The organism is Aminobacter sp. P4_H6_2 (assembly GCF_056400805.1).
On sequence record NZ_JBFUKO010000871.1, the window covers coordinates 1 to 1,756 of the forward strand.

Annotated in this window: 1 protein-coding gene; it reads right to left on the reverse strand. The window is 59.1% G+C overall.

From position 1 onward, the window contains the following. On the reverse strand, positions 1-1,650 hold a 1,650-nt coding region (locus AC1DUU_RS31150; RefSeq protein ID WP_476787168.1), incomplete at its 3' end, for an ABC transporter permease. Positions 1,651-1,756: the final 106 nt, after the last annotated feature.

Sequence of the window (1,756 nt, forward strand, 5' to 3'; positions counted from 1 at the left end):
ACCGAGGAGCAGCTGCATGACCGCCAATACGGTCAGAACGATTGCAATGAGAATGACGCTGTAGGCGGCGGCGAGGCCCATCCTGAGCGTTTCCACCTGGTTCAGGATGGTCACGGTGATGAGCGTCCAATTGGCCGACACGAGGAAGACGATCGCGCTCAGCGTCGTCAGCGAACGAGTGAACGCATAAGACATCGCTGCAAAAAGCGCTGGCTTGAGCAGCGGCAGCGTCACCCGCGTGAAAACACGCGCGTTCGAGGCACCGAGCACCGAAGCGGCCTCCTCGATCGCCGGGTCAACCTGGCGGATCTGGTTGGTGCCTGCTTCAATGCCAACCTGGAGTGTTTTCACCACCATGGCCGCCACAATGATAAAGGCAGTACCTGTCAGCAGCAGCGGCGCGGTATTGAACATCGAGACATAGCCGATACCAATGATGGTACCCGGCGCGGCGAACGCTAGCAGCGTGCCGAAGCGAAGAATGAAGCTGCCGGGAAAATTGCGGCGCGACAACAGATAGGCGATCAACACTCCGACAATAGTGACGATCGGCGTGGCAAAAGCGGCAAGCGTCAGAGAATTCCAAAGCGGCTGTAGCCCGGTCGCCAAAATCTTTTCATAGTGCTCCCAGGTCAGCGTCCAATCGATGCCGGGGATTTTGGTAAAGCTCACCCAAACAATGGTGCTGTAGAGCAAGATGATAACGCCGACGAGCGAGTAGCACACCAGCGCCAGCGGCAAGACGATGGCTGGATGGACGATGCGAATAGTCTGGGTGGCGGGCTTGCCGGTGACGGTCACATAGCTGCGCTTGCTGACCCAATAGCGATGGACCATGAAGGCCAACAGCGACGGCACCAGCAGGACACTAGCCAGCAGTGCACCCGCCTGAAGGTTGAAATAGCCGATCAGCTGGGAATAGGCCTCGACTGCCAAGGTGTTGAAGTTGCCGCCAATGACTAGTGGGTTGCCGAAATCCTCTATCGACTTCACAAACACCAGCAGCATTGAGCTGAGGATCGCCGGCATCGCCAGCGGCAATGTGATACGGCGAAAGATGGTCCATTGCGATGCGCGCAACATGGCGGCAGCGTCTTCCAGCGCACTGTCCATCGCCTGCAGCATGCCGCGGATGTTGAGATAGGCGATCGGCGTGAACGCCAGTGCCTGGATAAAGACGAGGCTATGAAAGCCGTAAATGTTGCTATTGCGAATGCCAAGCAGCTCTCGCGTAACAAGCCCCGAACGGCCAAACAGCAGGATCATTGCCAGCGCAATGACGAATGGCGGCGAGATCACTGGCAGCAGCGCGATCAGATGCACCGCGCGCTTGCCCCACATATTCGTGCGCGTCATCGCGAAGGCGAGGACAAACCCGACCAGCGTGGCCACCACGGCCGAGGTCGCCCCCAGCATCAGCGTATTGCCGAAGGCCCTGAGGACGAGAGGCGATGTCAGACGGTCGACAATTGTGCCGAACACGTCGCCCTCGCCGCCCGATAGCGCCAGGCTCAGAACGCTCAAGATGGGGAGGATGCCGAAAATCAGCACCGTGATCGTCAGAAGGACGAAGATGCCGAACAACCAGGGATCGGCCAGTATTTTTTTGACACCCGCGGAAAGCGGTTGCCGCGTGACGGCCTCAGCCATGCCAGCCTCTCAGCAATTGGGAAAGAGGTGGGAAGGCGCCTTGAACGCCTTCCCATACTGCGGAGAGCTGCCTACTTCGCGGCCGAGGCGTCGCGCACGTCGGCTT